The organism is Burkholderia torrens (assembly GCF_984668525.1).
This window is the reverse complement of sequence record NZ_OZ480211.1, coordinates 253403-267454: the sequence shown is the minus strand read 5'-3', so window position 1 is coordinate 267454 and position 14052 is coordinate 253403. Positions and strand designations below refer to the sequence as shown.

The 14052-nt window shown below is 62.6% G+C and carries 10 protein-coding genes and 1 tRNA gene; 3 read left to right on the top strand and 8 right to left on the bottom strand.

Features of this window, described 5'->3' with window-relative positions:
* Window positions 1-115: 115 nt before the first annotated feature.
* The 3 genes from AC5LXX_RS01145 (at window position 116) to AC5LXX_RS01135 (ending at window position 3347) form a co-directional block, all read left to right on the top strand.
* The gene (locus AC5LXX_RS01145; RefSeq protein WP_493410249.1) at window positions 116-1456 is read left to right on the top strand and encodes an MFS transporter; all 1341 of its coding nucleotides are present in this window, start codon (window positions 116-118) and stop codon (window positions 1454-1456) included.
* A 62-nt stretch (window positions 1457-1518) separates the two neighbouring features.
* Window positions 1519-2916 carry an enolase C-terminal domain-like protein gene (locus AC5LXX_RS01140; RefSeq protein ID WP_493410248.1) on the top strand — a complete coding sequence of 466 codons (1398 nt, stop codon included), beginning with the start codon at window positions 1519-1521 and terminating at the stop codon, window positions 2914-2916.
* Between the two features lie 14 nt (window positions 2917-2930).
* Window positions 2931-3347 carry a hypothetical protein gene (locus AC5LXX_RS01135; RefSeq protein WP_493410247.1) on the top strand — a complete coding sequence of 139 codons (417 nt, stop codon included), beginning with the start codon at window positions 2931-2933 and terminating at the stop codon, window positions 3345-3347.
* Window positions 3348-3415: 68 nt separating this feature from the next.
* On the opposite strand, the gene AC5LXX_RS01130 is transcribed toward AC5LXX_RS01135, so the two are convergent.
* The 8 genes from AC5LXX_RS01130 to AC5LXX_RS01095 all read right to left on the bottom strand — a co-directional run bounded on the left by AC5LXX_RS01130 (window position 3416) and on the right by AC5LXX_RS01095 (window position 14046).
* Complete coding sequence (locus AC5LXX_RS01130) at window positions 3416-4753, bottom strand: virulence factor (protein ID WP_493410246.1); 1338 nt, start codon at window positions 4751-4753, stop codon at window positions 3416-3418.
* A 264-nt stretch (window positions 4754-5017) separates the two neighbouring features.
* Window positions 5018-5275: a PAAR domain-containing protein gene (locus AC5LXX_RS01125; protein ID WP_080970964.1), complete on the bottom strand. Its 258-nt coding sequence runs from the start codon at window positions 5273-5275 to the stop codon at window positions 5018-5020.
* A 9-nt stretch (window positions 5276-5284) separates the two neighbouring features.
* A complete protein-coding gene (locus AC5LXX_RS01120; protein WP_493410245.1) occupies window positions 5285-6622 on the bottom strand; it encodes a virulence factor in 1338 nt (445 codons plus the stop codon).
* Between the two features lie 134 nt (window positions 6623-6756).
* Window positions 6757-9015, bottom strand: a complete 2259-nt coding sequence (locus tag AC5LXX_RS01115) for a T6SS effector phospholipase Tle3 domain-containing protein (RefSeq protein WP_493410244.1) — start codon at window positions 9013-9015, stop codon at window positions 6757-6759.
* 19 nt (window positions 9016-9034) lie between these two features.
* Window positions 9035-11788: a type VI secretion system Vgr family protein gene (locus tag AC5LXX_RS01110; RefSeq protein ID WP_493410243.1), complete on the bottom strand. Its 2754-nt coding sequence runs from the start codon at window positions 11786-11788 to the stop codon at window positions 9035-9037.
* A gap of 353 nt (window positions 11789-12141) precedes the next feature.
* Window positions 12142-13364, bottom strand: a protein-coding gene (locus tag AC5LXX_RS01105) for an IS3 family transposase (RefSeq protein ID WP_493410242.1) whose coding sequence is annotated in 2 segments (ribosomal slippage) — window positions 12142-12996 and window positions 12999-13364 — 1221 coding nt in all. Because the reading frame shifts where the segments join, the coding sequence is not laid out codon by codon here.
* A 192-nt stretch (window positions 13365-13556) separates the two neighbouring features.
* Window positions 13557-13632: transfer RNA gene (locus AC5LXX_RS01100), tRNA-Ala, on the bottom strand.
* Between the two features lie 66 nt (window positions 13633-13698).
* Complete coding sequence (locus tag AC5LXX_RS01095) at window positions 13699-14046, bottom strand: c-type cytochrome (RefSeq protein ID WP_493410241.1); 348 nt, start codon at window positions 14044-14046, stop codon at window positions 13699-13701.
* Window positions 14047-14052 lie beyond the last annotated feature (6 nt).

Below are 14052 nucleotides of genomic sequence, written 5' to 3'. Positions count from 1 at the left end.
TTGCCTGCTTCGGCGTCCGGTGCCCGCCCTCGAACCGGCGGCATCCGCACATATCACGCGCGCATCGACGCGCCGCCGCACGACGGCACCTTCCGCCCTTCGGAGGAGACAAGTCATGAATCCGCTTCACGCGCTGCCGGCGTCCGCGTCGGCAACGGCCCGGCGCACGCGCGTGCGCTGGCTCGTGCTGACCGTCCTGTTCGCGGTCACGACGATCAACTACGCGGATCGCGCGGCGATCGCGATCGCGGGCCCGAGCCTCGCCCGCGCGCTGCACCTGAGCCACGTGCAGATCGGCTTCATCTTCTCCGCGTTCGGCTGGTCTTACGTGGCCGCGCAACTGCCCGGCGGCTGGCTGCTCGACCGCTACGGGTCGCGCATCGTCTACGCGTTCAGCATCTTTCTCTGGTCGCTGTTCACGCTGCTGCAGGGCTCGATCGGCTTCTTCGGCGGCGCGGCCGCGTTCGCGCTGCTGTTCGGGCTGCGCTTCCTGGTCGGTGCGGCCGAGGCGCCGTCGTTCCCGGCCAACAGCCGGATCGTGTCCGCGTGGTTCCCGGCCGCCGAGCGCGGCACCGCATCGGCGATCTTCAACGCCGCGCAATACGCGGCGACCGTCGTGTTCGCACCGCTGATGGGCTGGCTCGTGCACGCGTTCGGCTGGCAGTCGGTGTTCGCGGTGATGGGCGTGCTCGGCTTCGCGTTCGTCCTCGTGTGGAACCGCACGATGTACGACCCGAAGGACCACCCGAACATCAACCGCGCGGAACTCGACTACCTCGCCGAAGGCGGCGCGCTCGTCAACATCGACCAGGCAACGGGCGGACGCGACGGCGGCCCGTCGATGCGTCACGTGAAAGCGCTGCTGAAGAGCCGGATGCTGATCGGCGTGTACGTCGCGCAGTACTGCATCAACGCTCTCACCTATTTCTTCATCACGTGGTTTCCCGTCTATCTCGTGCAGGCACGCGGGATGTCGATCCTCAACGCGGGGCTCGTCGCGTCGATCCCGGCCGTATGCGGGTTCCTCGGCGGGATCCTCGGCGGCGTCGTGTCCGACGCGCTGCTCAAGCAGGGCCGGTCGCTGTCGGTCGCGCGCAAGGTGCCGATCGTGTTCGGCATGCTGCTGTCGATGTCGATGATCGTCTGCAACTACACCGATTCGCATGTGCTCGTCGTGCTGTTCATGGCGCTGTCGTTCTTCGGCAAGGGGCTCGGCGCGCTCGGCTGGGCCGTCAACGCCGACACCGCGCCGCGCCAGATCGCGGGGCTGAGCGGCGCGCTGCTCAACACGTGCGGCAACCTTTCCAGCATCACGACGCCGATCGCGATCGGCTATATCGTCGACCGCAGCGGCTCGTTCAACGGCGCGCTCGTCTATGTCGTCGCGCACGCGCTCGTCGCCGTGATCTGCTACCTGTTCGTCGTCGGCGAGATCCGCCGCGTCGAGCTTCAATGAACGGCGCGGGCCGCGCCGGCCCGTCCGGCGGCCCGCATGCCACCGGAACCAGGAGCGAACCGATGTCCGAACCCAGCCGTGCCGGCACGCCGCGCGTCACGCGCATGCAGGTGATCCCCGTCGCCGGCCGCGACAGCATGCTGCTCAACCTGTGCGGCGCGCATGCGCCGTACTTCACGCGCAACCTCGTGATCCTCGACGACAGCAGCGGGCATACGGGTGTCGGCGAAGTGCCGGGCGGCGAAGGCATCCGCCACGCGCTCGAGCGCATGACCGATCTCGTGGTCGGCCAGCCGATCGGTCGTTACCAGGCGACGCTCAACGCGGTGCGCGCGGCGCTGTCCGGTGCGCGTGCCGGTGCGGGCCGCACGATCCGGCACGAGGTGACGTCGGACGGCGAGGCAGCGGTGCTGCGCCAGCCGCACGAGATCAACCTGCGGCTCGACAACGTGATCACCGCGATCGAGGCCGCGCTGCTCGACCTGCTCGGCCAGCATCTCGACGTGCCGGTCGCGGCGCTGCTCGGTGAAGGCCAGAAGCGCGACGCGGTGCCGATGCTCGCGTACCTGTTCTACATCGGCGACCGGCGCCGCACCGATCTGCCGTATCGCGACGAGACACACGCTTCGGACGCCTGGTTCCGGTTGCGCAACGAAGCGGCGCTCGCGCCGGCCGAGATCGCGCGACAGGCCGAAGCCGCGGTCGAGCGCTACGGCTTCACCGATTTCAAGCTGAAGGGCGGCGTGATGGCCGGCGCCGACGAGATGGAAGCGATCGCGGCGATCAAGGCACGCTTCCCCGATTCGCGCACGACGCTCGACCCGAACGGCGCGTGGTCGCTCGACGAAGCCGTCGCGCTGTGCCGCGGGCAAGGCCACCTGCTCGCGTATGCGGAAGATCCGTGCGGGCCGGAAGGCGGCTATTCGGGCCGTGAGGTGATGGCCGAATTCCGCCGCGCGACGGGGATCCCGACCGCGACCAACATGATCGCGACCGACTGGCGGCAGATGGATCACGCGGTGCGGCTGCAGGCGGTCGACATCCCGCTCGCCGACCCGCATTTCTGGACGATGCAGGGCTCGGTGCGGCTCGCGCAGCTGTGCCGCGACTGGGGGCTCACGTGGGGCTCGCACTCGAACAACCACTTCGACGTGTCGCTCGCGATGTTCACGCATGCGGCGGCCGCCGCGCCCGGCACGATCACCGCGATCGACACGCACTGGATCTGGCAGGAAGGCGACGCGCGGCTCACGCGAGAACCGCTCGCGATCGTCGGCGGCAAGGTGGCCGTGCCGGAGCGGCCGGGGCTCGGGATCGAGATCGACATGGCGCAGGTCGAGGCCGCGCATGCGCTGTACAACGCGGTGGGCGGTACTGCGCGCGACGATGCGGTCGCGATGCGCTATCTGGTGCCGGGGTGGACGTACGATCCGAAGCGGCCGAGTTTCGGGCGGGGGTGAGGGAGCGGCTGGCGATGGTTGCCAAACGCGGGAAACGGCCGCATCCTGCCGGCTGCCTAGACCGGCCCGCGTGGCGGGCGGCTCGGCGGCTCCGTCCACCCGAAGGAAAAGCGCTCGTCATGACGTCTCCCGATCCGACACCGCGACAGATCATCGTCTTCGTCCTGTATTCGGTGCTGTGTCTGCCCGCGAGCATGACCGTCGCCGGTTATGCCGCGACCCGAATCACGCAGAACGTATCGAATTTCGAAGGCGGTGCAGGCTACGCGGCGCTGTGGTGGATCGTCATTCTGACCTGCGTGTTCTACGGGCTGTCGATCGCCCTCCTCGCGCTGCTGCGGAAGAGGATCGTGATTCTCGCGGCCATCACCGTGGCGTTCGCCGTGTTGTCGGTGCCGACGGTCAGACTGATCTACGAGTTGGCGACCTGATCGCTGTCTGTCGTCGCGTTACGCTGGTCGCGTCACTCAAGAAGCCGGAATAGCGCGGCTGGCTCAGTTCAGTACGAGTAACCCTGGATACCGTAGTTCGTGTCGTGACGACGTCCCCACCACGGCAGATAGGCGTTGTTCTCGCCGCGTGCGCGGAACCAGTCGCCGTCCGGGTTGATCGGCGTGAGCTTCGACGGCGGCAGCACGACTACGGCAGTCGGGTGGCCAGCGTCCGTCGTACCGGCAACCAACGCATTGCCGCCGAAATGGTTGATCCGGCCGATCGCGAGTGCGACGTTCGTCAGCGCCGTGCCCGCACCCATGTCGCCGAGCAGCGCCGGCGTGTTGAAGACCTGCTTCGTATAGTCGAATTCCGGCAGCGTTTCCGTGAGCGTCTGCGACAGCGAGGCCAGACGCGCCGATGCCGCATCGCTGCCCTTGCCGGCGTCGTGCGCGACGAACTGGATACTCGACGGGTCGACGTTTGCATTGTGAGCAGCCTGAGCGATCGTCGCCTTCCATGCCTGGACCACACGCGTCGTGCCCGCCTTCGCCTCGTAGTCGCTCACCTTGCCCGTTGCCGCCTTACCGATCCAGGCGAGCGGCTCGCGCTCGGTCTTCAGATCCGGGCCCGCCAGAAACAGCACCGTGAGGTTCTCGTTCATCTGCTCGTCTTTGGGCGGAAAGCTCGGCGCGTCCCAGTTCATCACCCACACGCTTTCCTGCGGGTGTGCCTGCAGATAGTCGAGCGCGGCGTTCAGCGAGGTGAAACCCGCATTCGCACCGCCGACGTGGGTCTGAATATCCGGCGGCGTATCTTTACTCCACAGATCGGGGAAAGATTTGCTCCCAATTGAAAAGGCCGTGATCATTTCATCGCTAAGGTGCGCGCGAGCTTCTTTCGGAGAAAGCCGCATGGGGATCGCGAACTCAATCCTGACTCCCGCCAACTCTCGCCAGTGCTGCTTATCAGATGGTTGGACCGTATAAAAATAATGCCCATTCATCGCATATCTATCGTGAAGCAGCCCAATAAACGTATCAATGTATTTCTCATAGAATCCGTCAAAACTTTCCCTTCCGTTGTTGCCATCCGCGACAATCGCAACAGGCTTAACCGACGAAAAACTCTTTGGATCTACCCTAACCATATCGTCATTCTTGTTTGGCTTGACGAGCCCCATCGTCCACAACAATTGCCATTCCGTCGGATAGTCACGGCGCTGCAGGGGATTGAGCCATTCCAGCCCCACGATTTGAGCAAGAAACGGCTTCTCCTGGACTGGCGTCGAAGGTGCCGGCGCTGAAATGGGCTGCTCTGCCTCAGCGCTCATCGCTGAGCATGCGGAGGCAAAGGTGAATGCTGCGATCCCCGCCAAAGCGGGCAATCCTGTCCACCGTGTCATATATCTGAACAAGTGTCTGCCTTGCAGCAGGCAGTCGATTTACACTGAATATTCCCTTACGCGGAACACTGGTCTGCTCGGCAACGAGCGGAGGAGCGCGACGAGTACACAGCCAACCGTGCGCCTCGACTGGCGCGCCCCCCATTCGTGATCATGTCTCGTTGCGCGCGAAAGGCCTGCAACCACGAGAGCTGAGTAGACCGGCACACTTGCCTCGCTCGCGCTCCTCTGCGGAGAAAGCGGGCATTTCCTCACGGGGCCAGCTCAGGAAAGCCCCGAGGTAGGTACCGACGAGATGAGTACCGCGCCGCAAGACGTCTTGTGACCGTCGAACGATGCGGGTGCCCCCTCCACATCGAATCCGGCCTCGCCGTCGATGATCACGACCTCGCCATGCAGCGGGCACGTGCAGCGATCGCCCTGACGGGCGACCGCGCGCCCCATGACTTCGCTGTTCGCCGCACCGGTTTCCACACGGCCGCCATGGCTGTGCACGTCGCCTACCCGAATGATGCCGCGCATGGATGCTCCTCAGTACGAGTAACCCTGGGCACCGTAGTTCGTGTCGTGACGACGCCCCCACCACGGCAGATAGGCGTTGTTCTCGCCACGTGCTCGGAACCAGTCCTTGTCCGGATCAATCGCGGTAAGTTTCGACGGCGGTCGCACGACAACGGCGACCGGATGCTGCGCATCCGTTGTACCGGCCACGAGTGCATTGCCGCCGAAGTGATTGATGCGGCCGATCGCCAGCACAACATCGGTCAGCGCACTGCCCGTTCCCATATCGCCGAGCAACGCCGCGGTATTGAACGTCTGTTTCATGTAGTCGTATTCGGGCAACGTCTCCGTCAATGACTGCGAAAGCGCGGCCAACCGTGCCGACGCTGCGTCGCCGCCATGCCCGGCATCGTGAACGACGTACTGGAGGTCGGCAGCGCTGATGCCCGCATTTTTGGCAGCGTGCTCGATCGTGGCTTTCCATGCTTGCACGGTTCGTGACGCACCGACCTTCGGCGTGAAGTCTTGGGTGTTGCCGGTCGCCGCTTTCCCGATCCATGCGAGCGGTTCACGCTCGGTGTTGAAGTTCGGGCCAGCGAGAAACAGCACCACGAGATTCTCGTTGATCTGACCGTCTTTCGGAGGGAAGCTCGGCGCATCCCAGTTCATCACCCAAACGCTCTTGTCGGGATTGGCTTCGAGATAAGCCAGACCTTCGTTCAGTGAAGTGAAGCCCGCATTTGCGCCTCCCTGCGTGGTGTGCACGTCGGGCGGCGTGTCGCGGCTCCAGACAGTTTTGAAATTCGGATTGCCGATCAAAAATGTCTCCCGGATCGAGTTTGCCAGGTAGTCTCTTGCATCGACCGCGTCGAGGCGCGAAGGAATCGCCAGTTCGACATGGATTCCGGCCAGCTCGCGCCATGCCTTGGTGTCCTCGGGCTTCACCGTATAAAAATACTTGGCATTCGTTGCGTAAGGCGTTCTCAGCAAGCGGGGAAACTTGAATGCATATTTGTGGTAAAACCCTTTGAACGTTTCGGTTCCTTCATTTCCATAAACCAGCGCCCCGATAGACTTCACCGTACTAAACGACTTCGGGTCGGTGCGCACCATGTCGTCATTCTTGTTCGGCTTAGCGAGCCCTTGCGCCCACAGAGTCTGCCATTCCGTGGGGTAATCCTTGCGCTGTAACGGGTTCAACCAGATCAGACCAACAACCTGGGCTACGAACGGAGCTACCGCAGCATCCACACTCGCAGCAGTGTTCGCCGTGGTGACTGGCGCCGCCTGAGCAGGCCGCATCGCAACCGTCGTCAAGAGGAACACCATAAACGCCAGCAGGCCCGGCACAAGTACAAGTCGTTTCATCCAATCTCCCAAGTCCAGTGGAGCCGGCCGCACCTGCCCGAGGTAAACCGTCAGCCCTCCCATCAACACTGCAGCCACCATCCATGCCATGGCGGCAACTACGATACGTCGCGACCCGGTCGCAATCAACGCCCTCATACCGCGCCTCCCACGGCCAGGAAGAACTGCCCCTCTCTTTCATCTACGATCTTCGATGGAATATTACCTTCACTATTTTTTGCATTCACCCAAAGGTGCATTGGCAAATTATTCAAAACACCATCAGAGAAATACTTAGCGTAATCCTTATTTGGATTGCCATCCGAAATACCTTCCCCCATCCGCCAATCTGCCTCGATACGCAACGCCGTCATCTGCGTGGGCGTCAGATAGCACGGCCCAATCGCCACATCGTACGCGAGTGCCTTCTCCGCATGCATCGGGTTGGTCATCGTCACCGAGTGATTGGTCGGATTGTTTATCGTTCCACGATCGAGAATGTCCTTGATCTCCGCGTTGTGCCAATCCTTGTAGCCCTCGGGCAAATCGCTCTTTCCATCCTCACCCGCTACGTGCCCCGCGTCGTCAACCCATGCTGCGTTCTTGGTGCGGCGTGCATCCATACGGGCAATGGCACGATCTTCGTAGCGCTGCGATGCCTCACTATCGGCGTTGCCTTGCGCCCGCCCGTCTTTACTCTTCGGTTCGTACTGGTCGTACGGATCGTCGGCCCGCTTATCCTCGTCCTTCTTACCTGCGTTTCGCCACGCGGCGGGCGAATCGTTGCCTTCGTTGAAATGGCTGATCAAATCACCATCACGAGTCTCGATCGGCTGTTTGAACTTCAATGCCTGCGGCGAGAACGGTTCGTCGAGTGCTGGCGCATCTGCTGTCACGGTCCAACCTTCGGCCGGATCGGCATTCACGCGCATGACATTTCCTTTTGAGGTAAAAAACGTCACGAAAGATGCCAGTCCTGCAGTCAAAATGGTGCCGACCGCTCCCGGGATCGTCTCGTTACCCTTGAGTGCACCAACGATGGTGTACTTTGCCGGCGGCGATGGCGGATACCAAAATCCGTGCTTTTTGTTCTTCGTATGTCGCCAATCGTTTTTCCAATAGTCGTACGGCCCTTGTCTGCCGACGTCGAACCCCGACGCAAAGACACGCTGCGTGAGCACACCGGCCGCACCAATCGCCTCCAGCTCGGTCTTGCCGATCCCTCGCCAGCCGATCCCCTGAACGGTCACGGCCGAAATAACCTGATCATGCGGGCAGCAGTACAACGTGACACGACCGTATGTCGAGCCATTCAGTCCGTGGCGTTCGCGATCTGCTTGGGCCGTATAGGACTTCCGGCTCGTCGGCGATTCGCGCGTGTTGGCCATGTCTTGATCGACCTTGTCTGCCGGAAGCTCGAAGGCTGGGCGCGCGCGAATAATGTCCAGAAATCTGCCGAACGTCCCAGTCCTGGCCGCATATGTCTCGCGGCCACGATTTCCCTTCGGGTCTTTCACCTCGCGCTGGGACCACGTATCCATGAACGTACTTGCCTCGTCTACACCCTTGCCTTTGGCGTTGGCGAAACTATAGGGAGGGTTCGCAAGCACATACGCATCCGCCACGCAGCGCCCTTTGTTGCCCCATTGGTCTTCGACTTCCGGCAACGCATCGCCGAAGAACGCGGCCGTCAAGCCCACGATGTTGCCCTGGCTGTGGCACACCACGGTAATCGGCACGTTGGCCTGCATCTTTCGGATCGACTCGATCAGCTTCGCTAACCGTAGCGCGGCCAATACGCCATACGCGCGCGGCGGCGTACGGTAGAGAGGGCGATTGGTCGGATTCATGCCTTGAATCGTGATCCACCCGAAAATTCGATCGTCGACGCCCGCATGCCAAAGATCCGGCAGGCTCGAACAACCGTTGGCGAATGGGCCGCCCCCCCAATAGTCCTGCTCGTTCAGGAAAATCTTGTCACCATAGTCTTTCAGCTCGTCAAGCGTTGCACGATAGCCCCAGCGAAATGGGATCACATTCGAAAACGATGGGGTGGGTTTAACGTAGTTGTCCGGGAGCAGTTGGGGATTCAGGAATCCATCTGGCGTCAGACTTTCGGTGTACTGTGCCGGCGTCAATTGACCCGCTTCGATGCCGGGATGAGACATCTGATCGGAAAGGCGGCCCAAGCGTCGATTCAGCCCCTTGCAAAGCCCATCTTCCGCCGGCTCGAACCATTCGCCTTCGGAATTGACGCCGTGTACGAAGATGACCACACCCGGCAACGGCATCTGCTTGATGCAGAGCAGCTTGCTCTGCCAATCGAAAATAGCCGGCCCCTGGCCTTGCGCGACTACGACGGACGGCGGTTCGGCAGTCGTCGACTGCGTGTTGTTTGTTTGAGAATCAGACATCCGGGCTCCCGCAAATCTCTCAAATATTTTTCTTGATGAACTTCACCGCCAGTTTTTCGAACTGGTCGCTGTGAACCGCCGGCAACTCACCGTTTGCATCACTGGTCAGATTCGTCACCGTCCCCGATGACCTCGTCAATTGCGCGTCGTAGCCTTCGACCGGATTTCCATCCGTCGGTCGAATCAGCTTCGGCACGCGCCCAAGCGGCGCATGATCGAACTTCGGCATGTCCGTGCTCATGCTCGCCGGCCCCTGCCACGAATGCCCTGCGGACTTCACCGTAAACGTGCCCGGGCACCCCAGCTCGATATCGCTGCCGTGCAGTTTCAGGTAGGCACCGCCGGACGTCGTGAAGACCACCTCATCGCTCGCCATGCCCGCGAGCTTGCCGCCGGCCGCCGTGAACTGAATGTTCTTCGCGGAATCGATCTGCGTGTCGTCGTTCTGACTCTGCAGCGTCACCTTGCCCTGATTCGCGATCGCCGACACGCCGTCGCTGTGCGCAAACATCGCGACGCCGCGGCCGCCGTGCAGCGTGATGTGCTGGCCGCTGGTCAACTGGACATGTTGCTGCGCGACCTGGTCGATGTTCTCGCCGGCGTACGTCACGTGGGTCTTCGGTGTGATCGCAACCGAGCCGGCTTGCGCGCCGAACGCCATCAGCGCCTGGGATCCGGCCGCATCGCCAGCGCCAGCGCCGGCGCCCGACGTGCCGCTACCGCTGCCGGGCGTCCAGCTCTTGAACGCCGCGGCGACCGCCTGCTGGCCTGCCGTGTCGCTCGCCTGGCCGCCATGCTGACCGGCGTAGTCGCCCAGCGACTTGAACAACTCGGTGCACTCGCCGAGCAGCCGCAGCAACTCGTCGCGATCGAGCTGACCGCCACTTGCCTGCGAGCGCGCGTAGGTCGTCAGCAGAATCCCCTGCGCGGCCCGCAGTGCGGCGGCCGCGTCGGTACGCAATTCCGCGCCCTCTCCACGGTCCTGGCCCTGGCCGTCCCGCCGCGGTTGCGTCAAATACCCCAGGTTCAATTGAGAATGCGCGTGTTCGCTCGCCAGCTGACTGGAAATCTGACCCGGCGTATCGTCGAGACGCAGCTGGTTATACCGGTTCCCCTTGATTTCCTTGGTCTTGATCCCTGAAACGTAGCGGTTGCCGGGCAGGTTGCCGATGTGGGTGAAGGCCGCCGGCGGATTCACCCCGTTGCTCAGCACGTTGATGATGACCAGCCGGTCCGGATCGCCACCGAGGCTGCCGATCAGGACTTCCATGCCGACGCGCGGCAGAAAGAGCGCGCCGAAACTTCCGCCGGCGAGACTCGCCCCGACACGGATCGGCGCGCTGTCGCCGGCGTTGTCGTTCGTGCCCGCACCCTGCGCGTGCGCATGATCGGCCGGATCGAGACCGTGAATCCGCACGCGTACGCGGCCGTCGGCATCGCAGAACACTTCCTCGCCCCGCTGACCGACGATCGTGCCGGTCAGCAGGTGCACGGGCGGCAGGTCGATCTTCGGATCGTAAGCGGGCGTGAGCGGCACGCCACGCCGCACGCAGGTGAAATGATTCTCGTAGCGCGTGTCGGGTTCGGTCGCTTCGGCAGGCTGCTGCAATGGCGACGGATAGGCCAAGTGCCTGCTCGCGGCGAACAGCGCCTGCACACGGTCGGTCAGCCCCTTCGGCAAATTGTTCCAGACGTCGTGGTCGATCGACGTGATCACGAACTGCCGCTGGTCGGAGGGCTGCATGTCCCGCTCGGGATCGCCGGTCAGCGTGATCCATGCGCCGACGGCCAGGTCGCGCACGCTGCTCACGCCGTCGTAGCGCTCGGCCTCGAACTGATGCGCGAGCACCCGGGCGCGCGTCAGGCGCTCGTGATCGTTCCACGAGTCGCCCGCATGCGGGATGTCGATCGCGACATCGGTCAGCAATTGTGCGAGGTCGTTGCCGGCGTCGCCCTGATTGAGGCTCGTCGCGACCATCGACTCGTCGATACGCGCTTTCTTGTAATCCCACGACGGGCGGCCGACCTGGCCAGGCGCCAGGCGTTGATGCAGTGCGAACAACGTGACGGTGTCGCGCTCTTCCGTGGCAGCGTCGCGTGGATGCAGCCGTACCGTACCGGCCGGCGCCTGAGGCAGCGACATCGGATCGTCGCAGCACACTAGCGTATGCGCGGGCGTGTCGTCGTGGCTGCTGCCGTCGCCCTTGCCCGGACCGGCCTTGGCGAAGACCGTGATACCTTCGCGCCGCAACAGGCGGCGCACGAACTTCGCATCCGACTCGTTGACCTGGCGAGTCAACTCGCGCGCCGGATATCGGTCACGACTCAGGCCGGACAAGTCGAAATCGAACGCGGCCGCCAGCGCCGGGCTGCGCTGACGCCATTCGGTGAACAGCGTCGAAAGTATGTCGACGACGCTGCTTTGGCGGAATATGCGGGAATTCGTGCGCTTGTCCATCAACGACAGGGCATCGCACACTGTCAGTTGGTACACGCACAGCTCGCCGTCGCTCTGGCCGATCTGCACGTCCTGGACGATCGCGTTGACGAAGTGCAGTTGCCCCCGGTCGGTGACGAGCCGGATCGAGACCGGGACGCCGAGGAACAGCCGCGGCGGCAGGTTATGACGGGCCGACACGCAGGTCAGATGCCCGCGAATGCCGGTCATCAGCCCTTCGTGCACGTGCGCGTGCTGCAGCGCAAGCAAGTGCCCCAGTGCGTCTTGCGCCTTGCCGAAATTCAAGGCAACCGGCCGACGATTCCAGTCGACCATCCCCGATGCAAAGCTGCTTATTGTTTCATTTATCGACACAGCCGTTCTCTCAGTATTGTTGTCGACCTATTGGCTTCGGCTTGGCACCCCGCGTCATGTCACGGTCACACTACCGATTTGTGACAGCGAGCATATCAAATTCACGAAAATATTTCGGCATCCGGTGTGTATCCATGCCGGTTGCCGACACAATCTGACTAAGATTGACAGAGCGCCGTATCACGCGGGAGAGGCGCGGCCCGGGGATTCGAGCGGAACAACACGCGGCCGAGGAAGAAGTCGACAGAGCAACGTGCACGCACGCCGATATCGAACAGTGTCAAGTCCTGGAATAGGTTGACAGTATCCAGACGCTAGAACGCCCGATGCACCGCATCGGGCGTTTTGTATTTCAGGGCGGTATGTGGTCGCTCATGGTTGTAGATGCGTACCGACTGTTCAACCATCTTGGCAGCCTGCTCAAGGTCCGCGGGACGCTGCAGCAGGAACTCCCCCTTGAGGATGCCGTTGACCCGTTCGGCCAGCGCGTTCTGATAGCAGTCGTAGCCGTCCGTCATTGAACAGCGCAGGCCGTGACGCCGGTGGATGTCCTGATAGTAGGTCGAGCAGTACTGGATCCCACGATCGGAGTGATGGATCAGTGGCTGACAGGTCTGGCGCTTGCGCAACGCCTTCTTCAGCGCCTGACTGACCTGCTCGGTCTGCAGGCTGTCGTGGACGTGATGCCGGACGATCTTGCGCGAGAACGCATCCGTGACGAGGCTCAAATACACAAACCGGCCCGCCGTCGGCAGGTATGTGATGTCGGCTACCCACACTTGTTCGGGACCGGTGGGTACGATTTGCTCAGGCCCGCGTTTCAGCAGATTTGGATGACGCCGGAAGTGATGGTGGCTTTGCGTCGTCTTGTGATACGCCCGGTGCGGCACGACCAGCAGCCGCGCCGCGCGCAGCATCTCGAACAGCCCATCTCGCCCCAGCTTAATGCCGCGCTCGACCAACGCCGGCCCAAGCAGATGATGCAGTTTGCGCGTCCCAAGCCTGGGCTGGCGCAAACGGACGTCGCGTACCAGTGCCGTCACAGTCTCGGCTTGCGAACAGCGGCGTTTCTCGCTGCGACATCGCTTGTAATACGCTTGGCGGCTGATGCCCATGTAGCGGCAGGCTCGCTCGACGCTCAGCTTTTCGATCCGCCTTTGCGCGACGACCTGCCCGAAGGCTTTTTTACGGTGATCCCGTAGTCCTTGCGCATCACGTCGAGTACGGCTTCGAACAGCGCCGCTTTCTCCTGCGCCTCGCGCAACTGCACCTCCAACTCCTTGATGCGCTGCTCCGGTGTGAGTGGCTTTGAGTCTGGCTTTGGCATGGTGGAACCCGATCGCGCACGGCCGGATGGATCGGCCCAATCCTGCAAGCCGTGCTTACGTAACCATACCAGCACGGTCGAGCGTCCCTGGATACCGTAGCGCTGCTGCGCCTCTCTGTACGTCAGTTCGCCTTTTTCAACCTGCGCTACCACCGACAATTTAAAAGCCAGGCTGTAGTCTCGCTGCGTTCGCTTGATCCCTTGCTCCACTTGGCACCTCTTCGCTTCGGCGAAAAAGTGTCAACCTATTTCAGGACGGGTCACAGAAATGCAAAAAGCCGGCACAAGGCCGGCTTTTTGTTTGCGAAGCATAAGGCGCTATGCCGGAGCAGAAACATAACTCGGCACCCGATGCCGCATTACGTTTCCTGTCCCAAGACGATCAGGCCTTTCAAATTCCGTTGGTGGAGCGGAGGAGGATCGAACTCCCGACCTTCGCATTGCGAACGCGACGCTCTCCCAGCTGAGCTACCGCCCCAACAGTCAATCATCATACACACGCATTTCTGCGCTTGGCAATAGGGGTTAGGTCGCCCCTGAAACGTCACTTTGACGGCGCGCCGGCCAGCACCCATTCGACTACCGAACGGACGTCGGCGTCGCTCATGCGCGGATGCGCAGGCATCGGAATCGCGCCCCAGACGCCCGAACCACCCTCCTTCACCTTCTTCGACAGCTTCGCGACGGCCTGCGGATCGGACTTGTAGCGCGCGGCGATATCCTTGAACGACGGACCGACGAGCTTGCGGTCGACCGCGTGACAGCCCATGCAGGCGTTGCTGCGCGCCACTTTCAGGCCGTCGCCGACGTCCGCGTGCGCGGCGCCCAGCGTACCGGCCACGAGCGCCGCGGCCGCGGCACCCTGCGCCATCCAGCGCTTCATCTGATTCATCTGCAC